Source organism: Ectothiorhodospira sp. 9100 (assembly GCF_022227565.1).
Taxonomy (GTDB): domain Bacteria; phylum Pseudomonadota; class Gammaproteobacteria; order Ectothiorhodospirales; family Ectothiorhodospiraceae; genus Ectothiorhodospira; species Ectothiorhodospira marina.
Window position 1 is genome coordinate 1 of record NZ_JAJNAN010000030.1, and the last position, 17,656, is coordinate 17,656.

At 60.9% G+C, this 17,656-nt stretch carries 14 protein-coding genes; 10 read left to right on the plus strand and 4 right to left on the minus strand.

Annotated elements, in window-relative coordinates:
* Nucleotides 1–32: 32 nt before the first annotated feature.
* The 4 genes from LPW29_RS10150 (at nt 33) to LPW29_RS10165 (ending at nt 6,379) form a co-directional block, all read left to right on the plus strand.
* A complete protein-coding gene (locus LPW29_RS10150) occupies nt 33–4,187 on the plus strand; it encodes a tetratricopeptide repeat protein (RefSeq protein WP_238627907.1) in 4,155 nt (1,384 codons plus the stop codon).
* 118 nt (nt 4,188–4,305) lie between these two features.
* Nucleotides 4,306–4,575 (plus strand): Lrp/AsnC family transcriptional regulator, encoded by a 270-nt coding sequence (locus tag LPW29_RS10155; protein WP_090253978.1) that lies wholly within the window; start codon nt 4,306–4,308, stop codon nt 4,573–4,575.
* 87 nt (nt 4,576–4,662) lie between these two features.
* A complete protein-coding gene (locus LPW29_RS10160) occupies nt 4,663–5,241 on the plus strand; it encodes a hypothetical protein (RefSeq protein WP_238627908.1) in 579 nt (192 codons plus the stop codon).
* A 94-nt stretch (nt 5,242–5,335) separates the two neighbouring features.
* Nucleotides 5,336–6,379: an NERD domain-containing protein gene (locus LPW29_RS10165; RefSeq protein ID WP_238627909.1), complete on the plus strand. Its 1,044-nt coding sequence runs from the start codon at nt 5,336–5,338 to the stop codon at nt 6,377–6,379.
* Nucleotides 6,380–6,437: 58 nt separating this feature from the next.
* Here LPW29_RS10165 and LPW29_RS10170 read toward each other — a convergent pair whose 3' ends face one another.
* Both LPW29_RS10170 and LPW29_RS10175 read right to left on the minus strand, forming a co-directional pair.
* A complete protein-coding gene (locus tag LPW29_RS10170; RefSeq protein WP_238627910.1) occupies nt 6,438–7,913 on the minus strand; it encodes a RimK-like ATPgrasp N-terminal domain-containing protein in 1,476 nt (491 codons plus the stop codon).
* A gap of 12 nt (nt 7,914–7,925) precedes the next feature.
* Nucleotides 7,926–9,020, minus strand: coding sequence for a peptidase C39 family protein (locus LPW29_RS10175; RefSeq protein WP_238627911.1), 1,095 nt, complete (start codon nt 9,018–9,020; stop codon nt 7,926–7,928).
* A 229-nt stretch (nt 9,021–9,249) separates the two neighbouring features.
* On the opposite strand from LPW29_RS10175, the gene LPW29_RS10180 reads away from it, so the two are divergent.
* The gene (locus tag LPW29_RS10180) at nt 9,250–10,374 is read left to right on the plus strand and encodes an acyl-CoA desaturase (protein ID WP_238627912.1); all 1,125 of its coding nucleotides are present in this window, start codon (nt 9,250–9,252) and stop codon (nt 10,372–10,374) included.
* Nucleotides 10,375–10,387: 13 nt separating this feature from the next.
* Here the strand turns inward: LPW29_RS10180 and LPW29_RS10185 are convergent, their stop codons facing one another.
* Together LPW29_RS10185 and LPW29_RS10190 are read right to left on the minus strand one after the other, a co-directional pair.
* Nucleotides 10,388–11,296 carry a DMT family transporter gene (locus tag LPW29_RS10185; RefSeq protein ID WP_238627913.1) on the minus strand — a complete coding sequence of 303 codons (909 nt, stop codon included), beginning with the start codon at nt 11,294–11,296 and terminating at the stop codon, nt 10,388–10,390.
* A gap of 276 nt (nt 11,297–11,572) precedes the next feature.
* Nucleotides 11,573–11,905 (minus strand): DUF3634 family protein, encoded by a 333-nt coding sequence (locus LPW29_RS10190; RefSeq protein WP_238627914.1) that lies wholly within the window; start codon nt 11,903–11,905, stop codon nt 11,573–11,575.
* Between the two features lie 152 nt (nt 11,906–12,057).
* Here LPW29_RS10190 and LPW29_RS10195 point away from each other — a divergent pair, with 152 nt between their 5' ends.
* The 5 genes from LPW29_RS10195 (at nt 12,058) to LPW29_RS10215 (ending at nt 17,648) form a co-directional block, all read left to right on the plus strand.
* Nucleotides 12,058–12,546 carry an LEA type 2 family protein gene (locus LPW29_RS10195; protein WP_238627915.1) on the plus strand — a complete coding sequence of 163 codons (489 nt, stop codon included), beginning with the start codon at nt 12,058–12,060 and terminating at the stop codon, nt 12,544–12,546.
* A 3-nt stretch (nt 12,547–12,549) separates the two neighbouring features.
* Nucleotides 12,550–12,969: an alternative ribosome rescue aminoacyl-tRNA hydrolase ArfB gene (gene arfB / locus LPW29_RS10200; protein ID WP_238627916.1), complete on the plus strand. Its 420-nt coding sequence runs from the start codon at nt 12,550–12,552 to the stop codon at nt 12,967–12,969.
* 176 nt (nt 12,970–13,145) lie between these two features.
* A complete protein-coding gene (locus LPW29_RS10205; protein ID WP_238627917.1) occupies nt 13,146–14,342 on the plus strand; it encodes an NAD(P)/FAD-dependent oxidoreductase in 1,197 nt (398 codons plus the stop codon).
* Nucleotides 14,342–15,424 carry a lysylphosphatidylglycerol synthase transmembrane domain-containing protein gene (locus LPW29_RS10210; protein ID WP_238627918.1) on the plus strand — a complete coding sequence of 361 codons (1,083 nt, stop codon included), beginning with the start codon at nt 14,342–14,344 and terminating at the stop codon, nt 15,422–15,424. Before LPW29_RS10205 ends, LPW29_RS10210 begins: the two co-directional genes overlap by 1 nt.
* Nucleotides 15,417–17,648, plus strand: coding sequence for a glycosyltransferase (locus tag LPW29_RS10215; protein ID WP_238627919.1), 2,232 nt, complete (start codon nt 15,417–15,419; stop codon nt 17,646–17,648). Before LPW29_RS10210 ends, LPW29_RS10215 begins: the two co-directional genes overlap by 8 nt.
* Nucleotides 17,649–17,656: the final 8 nt, after the last annotated feature.

The following is a 17,656-nucleotide window of genomic DNA, read 5'->3' on the forward strand; positions in this document are numbered from 1 at the left end:
CGGTCCGGGCCATCCGTTGGAGTGATGTCATCATGCGCAGGTTTGTTGGTCGTATTGTTCTTGCCCTTGTCCTGATCACCCTGGCTGGCGGGGTGCAGGCCTGGACGCCCGGGCTGATGTCCGCGGCGCAGAGGGTGGCCCAGGGCACGGCGACGCCACACCAGGAGATGCTGGTATTTTTTGCCAACCGGGAAGTGAATCTGGCCGCCGTGCGGGGCGAGTTGTCCATCGACCAGTACAACGCGGTTCAGAATCGTTTCCATGCCCTGAACCGGCAGTTTTCCCGTCAGGCGGTGGAGAATGCCGGGTTCCGCCCCGACTTCGGGGCCCGGAGCTTCAATCCAGGGACGGATACCGATGTGAATGTGCTGGCCACGGGGAATCGCCGTATTCAGGTGGATGACATCCGGCAGATCGAGGCCAATTATCAGCGCATTGCACGCGATCATTTCAGCAGCCAGGGCGTGCAGACACCCGTGGACCGGTTTGATACCGACACGGATTTCATGCCTCACCCCGATCACACGGATCAGTTCGACCAGATCGTTCAGCACATCAATCAGCGTGGTGGTACTGCCTACGCCACCCCGGGCTCGGTGCGCGCCCAGATCGCCCTCGGTCAGGATGGTCCGGCTCGTCTTAACCCGATCAATATCGATGATGCCATGGATTACTCCGCCGAGATGCGTCGGCTGAGCCAGGCCAAGAAGCGCAGCGCGGATGCGTGGCTCCGGGAGGCGCAGGCGGTGCAGCACATCAACCCTGACCGTGCATCACTGTTCCGGGCCCGGGCGCAACTGGCTGAATCGCAGTCAGCCAAGTACATCTCCCGTCAGTTCAGTCTGAACAACCACGTGCGTCTTCAGCACGAGCTGCCCTCGGTGGGCCTTGGAGATTCCGGCCTGGACAAGGCCCCGTCCCGGCTCGGGAGCCTGGATCGAGGCATGGCAACGGCTCTGGATGCGGCTGCAGTGCGCGCCATGAATCAGCACGGCCTGCAGCGGGCCTCGGATCAACTGGTGGACACCTTCGGCACCCTGGCTCGCCTCAATCCCGGTCAGGGTGAGCAATTCACCCGGGCCATCGCCCAGGAAATCAGCCGCATGAGCCCCTCCAAGGCAGGGGAGGCCATCAGTCGGCTGGAGCGCAGTGTGGGAGGCCGTTTTGCCCAGGGCGTAGCCCAGGAGACACGCACCCTTCGTGCCGCTTCTCGTGCGGATCCGGCACCCGAGCCCTCAAGTCGATGGGGTGGCAAGGCCGTGAGGATCATGGCGGTGGGAGCCACGGGCTATTTCATGGGCAAGGAGGGGGTATATCACGCCCTGGATCAGACAGAGGCCGACGACACCACGTTCGACTTCTTCATGCGTGTGTACCAGAACGCCGCCTGGTATGGCACGGGTGTCGGGTATGCCTACGAAGAGGCGGAAAAGGCCGAGATTGCCCGGTTCATGCGGGAGGTGGAGCGCGGTAACGATCCCAGCCTCACCCGCCATGTGACCGTGACCCTGCTCAAGGTTCCTTATCTCATGGCCAGGGATGCCGTCACGGGGATCTTGTATCTACCGGACGCCGTCGTCGAGGCCATCACCGGGGCCAAGGAGGCAGAGGCGCGCGAACAGGCATCCAAGGCTTTCCTTGCCGAGGTGCAGCGGCTGGTGCGTCATCGTGAGCAGATCGATGAAGCCTTTGCCCACGCCGATGAGATGGGCGTGAGGCCGGAGGACGCGGAGGGTTTCCTTAACTGCCTGTGCCGGGGTTGTGGCGGTAGCCTGGGCGGTTTTTTCTGTGTGGGGGAAGGCTGCAATCATTCCATTGGCACGGGCCCCTGCGTGTGCAAGGGCCCCCTCAGTACCTGGAACACGCCGATCCCGAGGGGCATGGAGGAAAGCCTTCACTGTTTCAATGCCGTCACCCGGAAGCATCATTACGAGGCTCAGGCCATCTTCAATCGTTGGCGGGAGCGGATTGCCAGCGAGAACTATCAAAGTGCCGAGGCGCAGGTGAAGGAGGTCATTGGTCTCATTGAGGCGGGTGATTTTGAAGAGGCTGCCTGGCGCTACCAGTCCATTGCCCCCCTGGTGGAGGGGTACGTGGGCTCCTTTGCCATTGATGGCGGCGCGATGTACACGCAGTTGGATCGGCACCTGGAGGGACGCATCTCGGTGGGCCTGGCCATGCAGGCCCGGGCGCTCATGGCGGACGTCAGTCAACGCAATCCCACGGGCCAGGCCGTGGAAAAGATTCATCGCGCCAGGGAGATCAACGCCCATTACCCCCAGGATGTGATTGACCGACTCGAACGCTGGCATGAAGGCTGGCAAACCTTCCTGGATGACACGCTGCCGAGAGTGGATGAACTCATCGAGGCAGGCCGGTTCGACGAGGCCCAGCAGCATCTGGTCGGGGTGCGGGAGAGCATGAACCGTGATCTGCCACCTAGGGCGAATGATCCCTCACTCAAGGAAGCCTTTGAACGTCTGTACGCCCGTCAGGCGGAGAGAAACGAGGCCGAAAAGCACTGGGAGCGGGCCCGTGCCCACCAGGCACGGCAGGCCTATCAAGAGGCTCTGGAGGCCTACAAGGCCGGGTTGTCCATCTGGCCGGACGATGCAGTGCAGGCTCGGGTGGCACGTCTGGAGAGCTACCTGGCGCTTCAGGATGTTGAGGAGGCCCTCGGCCGGTCGGAGCGCCTCAATGCCGAGGGGGGGCAGCGGTCACCCGAGCAACCCAGGGTCACGACCGTGAACATCGGGAGCGATCCCACGGCAGCGACGCTGACTCCGCCCCGGGAGGTGGCGCTGCCTGCCCAGCGCGGATCACTGGATGGCCAGCAACGTGAGCGGGTGCATGCACTCCAGGTGGAGCGGCATGGGCATCTGATCGTGGATGTGCAGGCGGATGGCGATCTTCAACTGGCAGTGCAACTGCGGGATTTTCAGGGAGGGAGTGTTCTGAACCAGGATTATACCGGGCGCAGGGCCAACCGCCGGGTGGAACAAGCCAACCTGGCCCCCGGTGTTTATGAGGTTCGGATCTACCGCCATACAGGCGAGGGGGCGTATGAAATCAGGCCGCGTTTGCAGGTGGCCTCCACACCGAATGATCAGGAGCCGAACAATACTGCCGAGGAAGCCAGGCTCATTCCCGTGGATGAGGCTTCCACGGGGCTGATGGGGTATCGCACCAGTGAGGGCCAGGATACGGAGGATTGGTTTCAAATCACGATGCCCGTCCACGGACGGCTGGTGCTGGACATCAGGGCCGAGGACACGCTGCAGTTGGCGGCCCAGCTACGTGACGAGGTGGGCAGTGGCGTACTCCATCAGGATTACACCGGGCGATCTTCCCAACGCACGGTGGAGCGGGCGGATCTGGCTCCGGGGATCTATTATCTGCGCCTCTACCGCCACACGGGTCAGGGGGGGTATCGGGTTTTGCCACGGGTGGAGGCGGTGACATTCGCCGCGGATTCGGAGCCCAATGAACGTGCTGAACAGGCCCAGGCGATCCCCCTCGGTGAGGTTTCTACTGGCTTGCTTGGTTATCGCGATGCCGATGGCCGGGATACTGAGGACTGGTATCAGGTGACGCTGAGGGGGCATGGACGGTTGGTAGTGAATATTGAAGCCGAGGAAAGCCTGCGGCTGGCGGCCCAGCTAAGGGATGAGACGGGCAGTGGTGTCCTGCATCAGGACTATACGGGTCGTGCCGCGCTCAGGCAGTTGGAGCGCGCCGATCTCGCCCCCGGGACTTATTACCTGCGTATCTATCGCCACAACGGTCAGGGTGGGTATGCAGTCACCCCTCGGCTGGAATCCGTGATCGCCGCGGGTGAGCCGGCTCGCAACAACAGTGCCGAGCAGGCACGGGTGATCGAACCCGGCAGCGAGGTCACCAGCCTGCTGGGCTACCGGGACGCCTCGGGACGCGACACGGAGGACTGGTTCCGTTTCACCACCCGGACCCCGGGGCGGCTGGTGGTGAATATCCACGCCGACGCAGGTCTGCGACTGGCGGCGCAACTGCGGGACGACAGCGCCTCCCGCACCCTGGTCCAGGACTACACGGGACGGGCATCCAGCCGTCGTCTGGAGCGGGAGGATCTGGAGCCAGCGACCTATTATGTGCGGATTTACCGCCATGATGGGCAGGGCAGTTATCGCCTTTCCACACAACTCCAGTGAGTTCCACTGAGTGCGCCGCGCGGCCTCCGTATCGGGGGCGCGCGGTGGATTGGCGTTGTGCCTGCCTGTTCAGGTATTTTGCTGTCCATCCCGACCGTTTCCCAACCGAGGAGCCCCCATGGTCACTGCCATCATCCTGATCAATGTCCAGCGTCAGAAGGTTAACCAGATCGCCGAGCAACTGGCGGACATGGAACAGATCACCGAGGTCTTTTCCGTGAGTGGCCAGTATGATCTGATCGCCATCGCGCGCGTACCCAGGAACGACGACCTGGCCGAAGTGGTCACCCGTCACCTGCTGACCATTGATGGGCTGGAGAAGACCAACACCCTGCTGGCCTTCAAGGCTTACTCCCGGCACGATCTGGAGGCCATGTTCTCCGTTTGATCGTTTGGTGTGGTGGCACCTCAACCGGGGCCGCGGCAAAGCGCGCGGCGTTGGGCGTAGGCATTCACTCATTTGCAAGGAAACCCCATGACCCAGATTCAGCATCGCGAGGCCTGGTTGCTGGCCTCGCGCGAGTTTGATGAAAATCGAAGTGAAAGCCTCTGGCAACGCTGCCTGGAGCAGTGCCATCAGGACCCGAACGAAGCCAAGGCCCAGTACTTGAACGAGGCGGCAGTGCTCTATGATCAGCATCTGGCTCAGGGCCGCGGCGAGGGGACACCGCATGCCGACGGCTCTGGGGGTGTGCACCGGGGCAGACCACCCAAGCGCGCCCGGATCGGCCTTTGGGCACGATTGAAGGAGCCCTCGCTCCTCAACCCCGTGATCGCCGCCATCCCGCTGGGCCTGTTGGCCCTCTGGATCATCCTGGGCTACATCTTTGCCCAGACCCGCCCACCCTTCGTGGCCTGGGGCGTGTTGCTGGCGCTCATCTATGTGCCGGCGGCAGCCATCATCGGCTATACCGCCCTGTTCACCCTGCGGTATCGCCTCAGTGAGAGCTTTCGACGTCAGCGGGCAGGCGAGGTGGAAGGCCTGAGCCTGTGGGCCATTGTCTCGGTCCTGCTGTTTGGTGCCATCAGTATGTATCTGGTCTGGGCCTTGTAGCTTCAGGGCCTTGGGGCAGGGTAGATATGACCTATTTTTCGTGGGATATTGGCCTTCCACGCACATGTTCCGGAAAACCACAGGTAAGTGCTTCATGCTGATCAAGCCTGTTGACGATCTCGCCCCCCATATTGAGGCACTGCAGCATCTGCTTGAGCGGGCCAACGATGAACAGGCCCGCCAGATCCGCGCCAGAATCCTGGCCCTGGAAGGTCGGCTGGCCGCGGCTGCCGAACTGGACAGGCAACTGGCCGATTCCGATCAGGCCGTGGTGATTCATGACCTGCGACTGGAGATGCAGGGTACGTCAACTCACTTTGATCATGTGGTGATCAACCGACGCATGGAGGCGTTCGTGCTGGACTCTCGCTTCTTCAATACCGGCGTCCGGGTGGAAGCCGAGGAGCGCTTTTTCCATGTGGACGAGGAAATGGGTGGCGCCCCGCTGGAGATCATCGACCCGCTGACCGATCTGGCCGAGCGCGTACATGCCCTGGCAAATGCGGTGCTGTACCTGTCCTGGCCCCATCGACTGGGGGTGAGGCTGATTCCTCAGGTCCATGGCCGGATCGTGGTGGGGCCCGATGCCCACGTGCACCTGGCAGGTGAGCATAACCCGCGCGGCCAGGTCACCTGGCTGGAGGATGTGCTGGAACACGGCCTGCGGGGCAAGCCGGGGCAGGGCGGCGGCCGCCTGGCCATGTGGCGGGCCATGGCCTCCACGGTAACCCTGGGGACCCTGCAGGGCTGTGCCGAGGCACTGGCAGGCCGTCACGTGGCGCGTGCGCCGTATGATCAGGCCGAGTTCGGCATCCGCGATCAGACACTCTCCCCGGGGAATGCACCGGAGCAGATAGCACAGGACGAGGATACGGATACACCCCCCCCGGATGAAAGCCAAGCGTCCGAGAAGAAACTGCCTTCCTCCCGTATCGCCTCCGCCCTGGGCATGAAGACGGGTCCCTTGCTGGACCTCCTGGCTGAACAGGGCCTGCTGGAGCAGCAGGACGGCGCCTGGCAACTCACGGAAAAAGGGACTGAGTGCGGCGGCGAGCAACGGGGCAGCGGCAATCGGATCTCCTTCGCCTGGCCGGCGTCGGTAAAGGAAGAGGCCAGGGCGGCGAGGGATCGGTCCTGATTCAAGGTCTCCCGCGTTGTGCATAAAAATTCTGAAATGCATCCATCAGGTACGATTGCTAGCGCTTGCGCGTCAAATCCAGCCGGCGCACGAAATCCTCCAGAATGCGGCGGTACAGGTCATCCTTGAGGATGGCATCCTCCACGCCCGCGTCCAGGCTCGGGTTGTCGTTCACTTCGATCACCATCATGCCGCGGTCCGTCTGCTTGAGATCCACCCCATAAAGCCCGTCGCCGATGAGATTGGCGGCCTTGACGGCGGTCTTGATCACCGCCGGGGGCACGTCTGCCACTGTCATCGTTCTCGAACCCCCTTGCCTCAGTCGACCCTTGGCCTGGTGATTGACGATCTGCCAGTGCTTTCGTGACATCAGGTACTGGCATGCGTAAAGGGGTTGCTTGTTGAGCACGCCAATGCGCCAGTCAAATTCCGTGTAGACAAATTCCTGGGCCAGGATCAGATCGGATTCCTTGAACAGCCGGCGGCCGATCTCTTCCAGCTCGCTGCGGTTCTCCGCCTTGAAGACCCCGCGGGAGAAGGAACCGTCGGGAATCTTCAACACCACGGGGTAACCGATGTCCTCTTCGGCGGCCAGCAGATCCTCCCTGCGCAGCACCCGCGTGCGGGGCGTGGGGACCTTGTTGGCGGATAGCCGTTCGGCCAGGTAGACCTTGTTGGTGCACTTGAGGATGGAGTCGGGGTCATCGATCACCACCATGCCCTCGCTGTCCGCCTTGCGGGCAAAGCGGTAGGTGTGGTGGTCGATGCGGGTGGTTTCGCGGATGAACAGGGCGTCGTATTCCGCCAGGCGCCCGAAATCCCTCCGGTCGATCAGGTCCACCTCCAGCCCTACGGTGCGCCCCAGGCGTACAAAATGGTTCAGGGCTGCCCGGTTGGAGGGGGGTAGATCCTCCTCCGGGTTTTGCAGGATGGCCAGGTCATACTTGTAGGCGCGGGCCCCGCGTGGTCTGCGCCAAGGGCGTTTCAGGTAGGCATCCAGGGCGATGAAGAAGGCCTCCTCCTGTCCTGTATCCAGGCTGTTCAGGGCCAGGGGCTTGATGGCCTCGATGCGCCACTGACCCACCAGCCGGAATTCCACCTTGAACAACGGGGTGGGGAAGATCGAGAATAGTTGTTGTGCGATCTCCTGCATCTCCTTGGGCTCGCACTGACCAAAGAACACGGTCATCTCGAAGGCCGTGGGTTCCAGACCCGAACGCTTGCGGCCCAGCACCCGGGCCACCTTGCGATCGATGTTCTCCGTATCCAGGCTGTAGATGGACTTTCGCGACAGGTCCTGCAGGGTGCGCACCGAAGGCACCACCTTGTGCTGACGGGCCTCGGCCAGCAGCGAGCAGTAGTAGCCCACGCTCAGATACCGATGCCCGCGGCACAGGTTGATGACCCGCAGCCGACTGTTGCCGGCAGAGTAATCCGGGTGGGTGAGATAGTCCGAGGCCAGCACCACGGGGTAGTCCGGGAAATGGGGTTTCCAGTCTCCGGGTTGCTCGATGAGCAGGACATGATCCGACACGGGTTTCTCCTGTTACCCTTTGTTTCCAATCAGCAATACCGCCTTCAAACCGGCCTTCCCATAGCGGGCCATGCGTTCGAAATCCCGCCGCAGGATGGGCATGTTCAGGGAATCCAGCGTGGTTTCGCCATTGTCGCGGTCCACAAACGGGTCGTGCACATAGACGAAATGTTCGTCAAAACCGGTGATCACCACCCAGTGAGGGAATTTTTCCCCATAGATCTGATAGGAGCTGATCAGGACCACCGGGATCATGCCTGCCTCGAAGCGCTCCCTCAGGTCCGATGTGCTCAGGTGGCCGTAGTGCATGGGGATGGCCAGTCCCTGGATTTCTTCCAGCATGTCCTCCTGGACCAGGCGCATCACTTCCTTTTTCTCCGGGCTGCGCACGGAGTCGAGCAGTGGCATCCGGGAGTCGCTGAGGGTGAGTTCGACCTGGAAACCCCGATGGGCCGCTGCCAGGGCCAGCCCGAACGGTCCGCAGCCCCCGTGGCCCGAGGTCATGTAGATGGTGGTGGCTTCGCGCCACAGTCGCAGTTCCAGTGTGCGGTCCATGCTCAGTGACGGATCCTGGGCCTTCATGGCCATCATCAGTGAAGAGGGACCGCAGGTGAAATCCAGGGTCTGCTCGTAGAAGGGGACCCGCACCATGTCCGGGAGCAGATCGGGTGCCAGGGATTTTTCATAGCGCCAGGCATCCATGTGATCCTCGTAATAGTCCCCGTATTCGCCAAAACGTCGATAACCCAGGGATTCGAACAGCCGCTGTGAGACATTATTGTCCTTGCGGATCTCAAGGCGCAGGTAGGCGCAGTCCCGTTCCCTGGCGTCGTTTTCGGCTGTCCGTATCAGCTCGGCGGCTACGCCGCTCCCCCGGGCCTGGGCGTCCACGGCAATGGAATACAATCTCGCACTGGATGTGCCGCGGCTGAACAACACCAGTATGTAGCCCAGGATGACACCTGCCTGTTCTTCCACCAGGGTATGGGCATGCGCCTTGGTGAGCATGTAGCGGAATTGTCGCCTGGAGAGTCGATCCGTGGGGAAACAGCGCCCCTCCAGGGCCACCAGGGCAGGCACATCGGAGACCTTTGCTATGCGGATCACGGGGATGTTTCGCGGTTGGTCGCGGGGGCGGGCATGCCATCCGGGCGCAGAGCACCCATGGCGGTAAGAGCGTTACCGATTGCGAGGGGCCCGTCAATTGTTTCAGGGGCTAAAGCAAAAAAAATGACCGGCGAGGGGCATTTACCGTGGGGGTGACTGTCTCATTGATCAGGACCGCCGATTTTTCTCGTGGCTGTCCCTTTTCTTTCTTGTCCAGCAGGTATTCCCCATGTCCAGAACCGATCCTCCCGTGGCCTGGCCCACCGCGTTATTCTTCGCATTCACCAACCTGCTGGCCGTGACCGTGGTGCCGTGGTGGGGCATCGTGCATGGCTTCAGTGGCGGGGCCTGGGTGGCCTTCGCTGTGTTACTGGCCCTTGGCGGCATGAGCATCACTGTTGGCTACCATCGTCTCTGGGCTCATCGCACCTTCAAGGCCCGCTGGCCCCTGCGGCTGCTGTTGGCCCTTTTCGGCGCCATGGCATTGCAGAACAGTATTTACAATTGGGCCGCCCGGCATCGTAACCACCATCGTTACGTGGACGATGTGGGGCGTGATCCGCATTCTATTCGCTCCGGGTTCTGGCATGCGCACATGGGCTGGATGATGCGCGAGTGGCCTGCCAGTCAGCCGGATTTCAGCACCGTGAAGGATCTGGATCGCGATCCCATCGTGCGCCTGCAGCATCGGTATTATTGGCCGCTGGCCTGGTCCATGAACCTGGGTCTGCCCCTGACTCTGGGTCTTTTATGGGGTGACATCGTGGGAATGATGCTGCTGGCCGGTGTGCTGCGGCTGGTGGTGAGCCATCATTTCACTTTTTTCATCAACTCACTGGCCCATACCTGGGGTCGTCGCCCTTACAGCGATGACAATACGGCCGTGGATAATGCCTTGGTGGCATGGGTCACCTGGGGCGAGGGTTATCATAATTATCACCACGCCTTTCAGTCGGACTACCGCAATGGCATCCACTGGTGGCAGTACGACCCATCCAAGTGGTTCATCAATCTGTGTGCCTGGGTGGGTCTGGCCCACGACCGGCGGCGCATCCCCCGTTTCAAAATCCAGCGAGCCCGGGTCTCCACTCAGTTTGCCAGGCTGAGGGCGCGGCTTGAGGTCACAGGGGTCGCCCCCAATTGGCGTGAGGCCCTGGATCGGGAGTATCAGCAGTTCAAGGATACGGTGAGCCAATGGCAGCAGTGGCAGACGCATAAGGTGCAGGTGGGGCGTGAGGCGCTACGTGACCGCTGGACACGGATCGAGTTGCGTACCGCCTACAAAGAGCTGGAATATCGTCTGCGCATGCAGCGTCGGCGCCTGCGGGTATTGCAGGCGGCCCTCTCTCAGTAAGTCATGGCATGGATCAATGATCCTGACGCCGTCGCCAGCCCGCGATCAGACCACCGCAAACGATGAGCAAGCCACCCATCCATTCTCTTGTGGCCAGCATCTCCCCCGCCAGCCAGGCGGCGGAGACGGCACCGGCAATCAACTCAAAGATCAGGATCACCGACGACTGCCGAACCGGGAGCCAGGTCACGCCGACCTGCACCGTCAGGGTCATGGTGGTCATGATGGTCATGCCCACCACCAGGGCCACGGCGAGGGTCCACGGGTCTGGCATCAGTCCGATCCCGAGGCCGCCCGCGGTGCCTGCTGCCAGCAGCGGTGCACCAGACCAGGCCGCCAGGGTCTTGATTCTGAGCGGCATCCAGTAGGCATAGCGCACCTGGATGTTGGTGGCCGCGAAGGCCATGCCTGCCAGCAGGCCCAGCACGTCTGCCCGACTCATGGCCAGGCTGGTGTTGGTGGGCCAGAGCATGACCAGGGCGCCGGTGATGGCCAGGGTCAGGGCGATCATGGCCTGCTGGGTAAGGGGTTCGCGCAGCAGCAGTCGCGCCAGGACGACGGCCCAAAGCGGCGAGAGGTAGAAGAACAGCAGCACCCTGGCCACTTCACCCTCGATCACGCCCAGGGAGAAGGCAGTACCCGACAGCGCCGAAGTGAGCGCAATGCCGGCAAATCGCCCTGGGTGGCGACGCACCCAGCCAAGATGGCGCCTTGCCACCACCAGCCCCAGCAGGCTCGCACCCAGATAGATGAAGGCCACCGACCATAAGCCATGCAGGCCGGCCTGTTCCAGCCACCGCAGGGGGATCCAGAAACACCCCCAAAGCCCGGCACCGATGAGCAGGGCGCCCACGGCCACGCCATGGCCGGGGCCTTGCTGACCAAGGAGGGAGGTGTGTTGCATGGGGTTGTGGGTGGACATCAAAAGCTGACCTTGTGATTCAGGCGGGGGAAGGGGGCCAAAAAAGGGGACAGACCCCTTTTTTCTTTTTAAAAAGTTAAAAAGGGGTCTGTCCCCTTTTTTGGAGTGAGGCTGGCACCGGAGGCCGGTCTACCCCCGTGGGAGCGGCCCTCGGCCGCGAATGGGTCTGGCACAGGGGCGGGCCAGGGCAGGGCGCTGCTGTCGCAGCGCATCGCTGGCAGGCCAGCTCCCACAGGGGGGCAGTCCCAGGAAAAGGGGTCTGTCCCCTTTTCGCGGTTAACCGGCGGCTCGGCGGCCACCGCCACCGTTGCCGCCCGGGGGAGGGGTCCAGACGTTGCGAAAGGGCTGGTGGGTGTGTTCGGGGATGTCTCGGGAAAAACGCAGCTGGATTCCCTGGCCGGTGCGGATGCCGCTGATCCGGCCTTGCTTGAGGCCGTACATGCGAGCCACATCCCCGCAGCCTCGCACGAAGCCGGGCGGGGGCGTGCCGCGCTTGGCTTGGGGGGCGCCATTTTGTAACTGCACCACAAAGGCAGTCCGTGCATGCCATAGCAGCAGGCCCGCGCCTGCGGCGAGGATGACAAACATGAGCAGCAGCGACATCAGCATGGCGGGTTCGTCGGGTAAGTGTCCAGGAAAACCGATTATTTTTGCATGGGGTAGGCTAGCTTCGCAACCGACGGGCGCAGTGCCCGCGCCCTCAAGGGGGCAGTTGCGTTAAGCTGAGGCCATTGAGTTCAATGGCCTAGTGGAGTTCTTTCATGCCCATCACACGACGCAGCTTCCTGTTGGCCTCCGGCGCGATGTTGCTGGGCGGGTGTGCCGCCATGCGTAACGAATTCGAGACCCCCTCGGTGAGTCTGGAGTCCTTCCGCGTTGTGCCCAACCAGGGCATGGCACCCCGATTTGCCCTGGGGCTGCGGGTGGTCAACCCCAACCCGACCAGTCTGCCCCTGCGGGGCATGAGCTACGCCGTGGACTTCGAGGGGCATCAACTGATCACCGGGGTGGCCAGTGATCTTGAGACCATTCCGGCGTTTGGAGAGTCCCGCTTTGAGGTGGAGGCAGGACTGGATCTGATCAACAGCCTGCGTCTGCTCAATGACCTGATCGCCCGAACCGATCGCGACCACCTGGATTACAAGGTCCGCGCGCGTCTGGATGCGGGTGGTTTCAGCCGACTGATCACCATGGAGGAGACGGGTCAGATTCCCCTGTCGGCCCTCAGTGGTCGGCCGACAGGGCGGTGACCCATGGTGTTATCGATCTCCAATAACGTAACGCTGGGCGACTGGGAGGTGGAGATCAGCCAGATCCGTGCCCAGGGAGCGGGCGGTCAGAATGTGAATAAGGTGGCCTCGGCGGTGCACCTGCGTTTTGATATCCAGCGTTCTTCACTGCCGCGCCTGTACAAGGACCGGTTGCTGCGGATGTCGGATCAGCGCGTCAGCAAGGATGGTGTGATCATCATCAAGGCCCAGCGTTTCCGCACCCTGGAACAGAACCGCGAGGACGCCCTGGAGCGGTTGCGGGAGTTGATTCAGGAAGCTGGCCGACCGGTCAAGAAACGTAAACCCACCCGGCCCACCCTGGGCTCCAAGCGGCGACGTCTGGAGAAGAAGATTCAGCGGGGACGGACGAAGGCGTTACGGGGGCCCATCAAGTCGGATTGAGCCCGATGCCCTTCTGCCATGGACGGCCCTCACCCCAACCCCTCTCCCGCAAGCGGGAGAGGGGTTATGACTCCCTTCTCCCCTCGGGGAGAAGGGTTGGGGATGAGGGGGAGGCGGCGGGCACCCTGCCGGGTTTTATCCCATCAACCCCCGCTGATTCGTTAAACTTCGCCACCATGCCGACCGCCCATCCCCACTATGACGTCCTCATCATCGGCGCTGGTGCCGCCGGCCTCATGTGCGCCGGGGTGGCCGGGCAACGGGGCCAGCGCGTGCTGGTGCTGGATCATGCCAACAAACCTGGCAAGAAGATCCTCATGTCCGGCGGCGGGCGTTGCAACTTCACCAACCTGCACTGCACGGCCGAGGATTTCATCTGCGCCAACCCCCACTTCGCCAAATCCGCCCTGAGCCGTTTCACACCCTGGGACTTCATCGCCCTGGTGGAGCGTTACGGCATTCCCTACCATGAACGGGATCATGGCCAACTGTTCTGCGATCGCTCTGCCAAGGACATCCTCAACATGCTGCTGGCGGAATGCGATATGGGCCACGTGGAGATCCGCACCCGCACCGCCATCAAGGATGTCCGCGTCGGCCCACCATATCAGGTGGATACCCCCACGGGGACCGTACAGGCCGATGCCCTGGTCATTGCCACCGGGGGCTATTCCATTCCTTCCATGGGGGCCACCGGGTTGGGTTTTGATCTGGCTCGGTCCCTGGATATCCCCGTGCGCCCCACGCGCCCGGGCCTGGTACCTCTCACGCTGGAAGGAAAGGCCCTCAAGCGCCTGGAAGACCTGAGCGGTATCGCCCTGGATGCCGAGGCGGGTTTCAACGGCGCGTGCTTTCGGGAGAACCTGCTGTTCACCCATCGTGGGCTGAGTGGTCCCGGGGTGCTGCAGGTGTCGTCCTACTGGGAGCCCGGGCAGCCGGTGGAGATCGATCTGTTCCCGGGCGTGAATCTGGGCGATCACATCCGCAGTGTGCGTCAGCAGCGCCCGAAGATGGAATTGAAGACCCTGCTGGGAGAGCGGCTCACCCGACGGGTGGCGCAACGCTGGTGCGATCTTTGGGTGGAGAGCAAACCCCTGGACCAACTCAGCGACACGGATATCGCCCAGGTGGAGCAGGCCTGCCAGTCATGGAAGATCTGGCCCTCGGGTACCGAGGGGTATCGGGTGGCCGAGGTCACGGTGGGCGGGGTGGATACCGATGCCCTGTCTTCCAAGACCCTTGAATGCCGGGCCTTTCCGGGACTGTATTTCATTGGTGAGGTAGTGGATGTGACCGGCCACCTGGGAGGTTTTAATTTTCAATGGGCCTGGGCATCCGGACATGCCGCAGGTTGCGCGATTGGACGGGGATAATGATGCCGGAAGAGAATCAAGGCGTACTGGCCTCGCAGGGTCTGGATAGACGGCGCTTGCTGATGTTTACGGCACTGTTCCTGGGCTTCACGCTCCTGGGGGTGCTGGTTGTATTTCTCCATCTTGATAATGGACCGGTGGTCTTTGACCGGCGCTTGCTTTCGCCCCAGTTGCTTGTGGCATCGTTGCTGCTGCTGGTCATCTATTTTCTGGCGGATGGCCTGCGCCTTTATTTCACGGTGAGGGCGCTGGGGTATCAAGTCCCTGCGGGTCTGATGGCACGCCTCGTTTTCGTGAACATTCTGGTTTCGAATCTGACGCCCATGGCCACCGGAGGTGGCGTGGTTCAAGTCTGGTATTTGCAAAAGGCAGGCGTACCTATCGGCACCGCCACGGCCGCCACAACGATACGCACAACCCTTGCGGTTCTGGTCATTTTCACATTGGCGCCGGTTTTTCTGCTCTTCATGGATTCGCTGACGGAGGCCATCAACTGGAACCCGCGGCTGACCATTTATTTGCTGGCCTTCGTGGTGATCTACGTGTCAGTGCTGTTGCTTGCGATCTTCCGCAACCGCTGGCTGCTGGTGCCGATCGCGTGGATACTGAATCGGCTGTGCCGTTGGCGAGTCCTCGATCAGCAACGGGTTCGGCGTCTTTATTTCCGAATACGAAGGGAACTTGTGCTGTTGAATCGTGGATTCACTGACTTCATCTCCTCCAGGGGATTGTTCAGTGTGTTGGCGCTTTGTTGCACCCTCATCTTTTTGCTGAGCCTTTTTTCCTTCCCCATGCTCTTGCTACTGGCGCTGGACTATGATTTGTCTTATCTGAAGGTGTTGGGTATCCAGGTGGTGACCACGTTTATCATGTATTTTTCGCCCACGCCCGGGGCTTCCGGTATTGCCGAGGGCGTGTTCGGGCATTTCTTTTCCGATATCGTGAGTGCAGGACATCTACTCATTCTTACCTTTGCCTGGCGATTGCTTACCATCTATACGGGCATGCTGATCGCATTGGTGCTGATCAAGGGTGATCTGATCAGCCGCCTATCCGGTAAGGGGGAAGTCACCAATGCTTAAACGTACCGGTCTGCTGCGGGTGGCGTTTTTTCTGGTGTTGTTGGTTTTTATTGCGCTGCTTGCTTACAAGATCTATCTCATTTTCTTCAATGATTCACTGGAGGCCCTGCATAGCGAGCAGATAGAAAGGATTCAGTCACATCAGATGGCGGAAGATGAGTATGGCTTCGCCGTGATCGGTAATATCAGAAACTCTATTGGGGTGTTTGAACGGCAGATCATTCCCCACCTCAACGAGTCTGATATGGAATTCATGGTCTCCGTCGGAAATGCGCTGCGTGGCGGGGGGGAAGATAATTATCAGGCATTATATGGTTCACTTCAGAAGCTGAATATTCCCTATCTTCTGACTTTTGGTTCTAAAGAATACAGTCAGTTCGGAAGCGTTCGTTTCTATGACATGCTGGGCCCTTATTTTTTCTCATTTTCGGTGCATTCGGATCGTTTCATCTTTCTGGATACCACGGGCAAGACACCCTTGAAATGGCAATTGTCATGGTTGGAAGATGAGCTGGAGGCCTTTTCCCGGGAGGCACGTCATGTCTTTATTTTTATGGCGGAACCGGTGTTGTCGGAGCATCGGGATCGGTTGTCTGAAGACGGTGAGATGGAACTGAATCCGGGATTTGTGAGCAGGTTGAATGACTTGCTTGATCAATATGCAGTCGAGGCCGTTTTTTCCGGATCGCGCTCCATGTTCGACCGGCAAGTCCGTGGAGACACGCAATTCCTGATGACCGGTGGCGGCGGAGGCCTGGTCGTGGGTGACGGAGAAGATGATCACCACTATGCGCGTGTGATGGTGGGGCAGGAAGGTGCAAGCATCGAGCCGGTTTTCGTTGGTCACAGACAAAGCGAGATTGTCCGTTGGCTGGAAACCTCCTGGTTCTTCATCTACTCACTTTTTTATGTGGGTTATATCAATTTCATCTTGATTGTTTGTGCTTTCCTGCTGGTGATGATTCGTCTGTACAAGGCATTATCAGCAGAGCGTCAATACTATCGTGATTACAGGATTGACGAAGAGACAGTGGTGTCGGAGCCCCTGCGCGTGATGATGTTCACCAATAACTATCTGCCGTTTATCGGTGGCGTGCCGATTTCCATTGATCGACTGGTGAGGGGGTTGCTTCGGCAGGGGTGCCAACTCAAGGTATTGGCCCCTTCCTATGGTGCGGAGGCTCGCCCGGATGACGTGGTCATGCGCATTCCCTCCCTTTTGCACTGGGGGTCGAAAGGTGAATTTCGACTGGCTAACCCCTTCTCGCCGAGCATTGCACGGGCAGTGAGGGAATTCAGACCCCATGTCATCCATGTACACCACCCATTCTGGCTGGGCTCAATCGGTTTGTTCGTGGGACGACGCCTGGGCATTCCCGTGATTTACACCTATCACACCCGGCTGGAGCACTATGCGCATTACGTCCCCATTCCAGGACGGCTGTTTCGTAATCTGATCGCCCATTCACTGGTGAAGCGTTTTGCCAACAAGTGCGAAGGGGTGATCGTGCCCACACGCTCTGCGGAAGAGTATCTGCATGTCCTTGGGGTGACCGCCCACATTCTGGTGAAACCCACCGGCGTGGATTGTTCCGCACCCGACAGGGTGAGTGTCGAGACTGTCGAGTGCTTGCGGCGCAAACACGCGGCAGACGGTGCGACGATCTTCGTGAGCGTGTCACGGCTGAGCCAGGAGAAAAATATCGACTTCATGTTGCGGGCCATTCACCGGGCTCGGGAGACGTGTGCCCAGCCCTTCCGGCTCTTGATCGTGGGGGACGGCCCTGAGCGCGCAAAGCTGGAACGACGGATTCAGGAGATGGATCTGGATGACCATGTGACGCTGGTGGGGGCTGTGGCACCGGAGGAAATGACGGCCTATTACCTGTTGGCCAGTGCCTTCCTGTTTGCCTCGAAGTCGGAAACCCAGGGTATGGTGATCCTGGAGGCCATGGCTGCCGGCCTGCCCGTAGTGGCCGTGCGCGCCAGCGGCATCGATGATGTTCTGGAGGACGGCGTCAATGGTTACAAGACACAGGAAGATATTGCCGAATGGAGCGCACGTTTGCTGGAGCTTCTGGAGGATCCGGCGCGACGCGAAGCGATGTCGCGTCGCGCCGTGGACTTTGCACGTGAATACGACGTGGTGCGTATCAGTGAGGATGTGGCGGACTTCTATGGTCGACTGCTGGCGCTTCAGCAAAGACGCCTGCAGAACACCTGAGGCCGGGC

Coding starts and splice junctions, on each gene's coding strand:
- LPW29_RS10195 (WP_238627915.1), top strand. CDS start 12,058: ATGCCCATCACACGACGCAGCTTCCTGTTGGCCTCCGGCGCGATGTTG.
- LPW29_RS10215 (WP_238627919.1), top strand. CDS start 15,417: ATGCTTAAACGTACCGGTCTGCTGCGGGTGGCGTTTTTTCTGGTGTTG.
- LPW29_RS10160 (WP_238627908.1), top strand. CDS start 4,663: ATGACCCAGATTCAGCATCGCGAGGCCTGGTTGCTGGCCTCGCGCGAG.
- arfB (WP_238627916.1), top strand. CDS start 12,550: ATGGTGTTATCGATCTCCAATAACGTAACGCTGGGCGACTGGGAGGTG.
- LPW29_RS10165 (WP_238627909.1), top strand. CDS start 5,336: ATGCTGATCAAGCCTGTTGACGATCTCGCCCCCCATATTGAGGCACTG.
- LPW29_RS10150 (WP_238627907.1), top strand. CDS start 33: ATGCGCAGGTTTGTTGGTCGTATTGTTCTTGCCCTTGTCCTGATCACC.
- LPW29_RS10190 (WP_238627914.1), bottom strand. CDS start 11,905: ATGCTGATGTCGCTGCTGCTCATGTTTGTCATCCTCGCCGCAGGCGCG.
- LPW29_RS10185 (WP_238627913.1), bottom strand. CDS start 11,296: ATGTCCACCCACAACCCCATGCAACACACCTCCCTCCTTGGTCAGCAA.
- LPW29_RS10210 (WP_238627918.1), top strand. CDS start 14,342: ATGATGCCGGAAGAGAATCAAGGCGTACTGGCCTCGCAGGGTCTGGAT.
- LPW29_RS10205 (WP_238627917.1), top strand. CDS start 13,146: ATGCCGACCGCCCATCCCCACTATGACGTCCTCATCATCGGCGCTGGT.
- LPW29_RS10155 (WP_090253978.1), top strand. CDS start 4,306: ATGGTCACTGCCATCATCCTGATCAATGTCCAGCGTCAGAAGGTTAAC.
- LPW29_RS10180 (WP_238627912.1), top strand. CDS start 9,250: ATGTCCAGAACCGATCCTCCCGTGGCCTGGCCCACCGCGTTATTCTTC.